Origin of the sequence: Nocardia sp. NPDC059236, assembly GCF_042754085.1 — a bacterium.
Classification (GTDB): Bacteria; Actinomycetota; Actinomycetes; order Mycobacteriales; family Mycobacteriaceae; genus Nocardia.
Map to the genome: position 1 here is coordinate 1 of NZ_JBHZAF010000075.1, position 250 is coordinate 250.

Below are 250 nucleotides of genomic sequence, written 5' to 3' on the forward strand. Positions count from 1 at the left end.
GTCCTGCTCCTCGCAGGAGACGAACCGGTCGCCGGAGTTGGCGGATTCGGTGACCTTGCCCATCGGCTGGTCGGTGAAGATGTCGTGCAATCCGTCGTAGGCCATGCGGTCGCGCAGGGTGACGTCGTCGTACTTAATGCTCTGGCCGGACTTCCCGAGCATATGCGGAGCGCTGGCCAGTCCGAACGAACCGACCTCGTCGGCGCCGGCCTCGAGGAGCAGCCTCTTGGTTCGCTCGGTGTCCCACGCC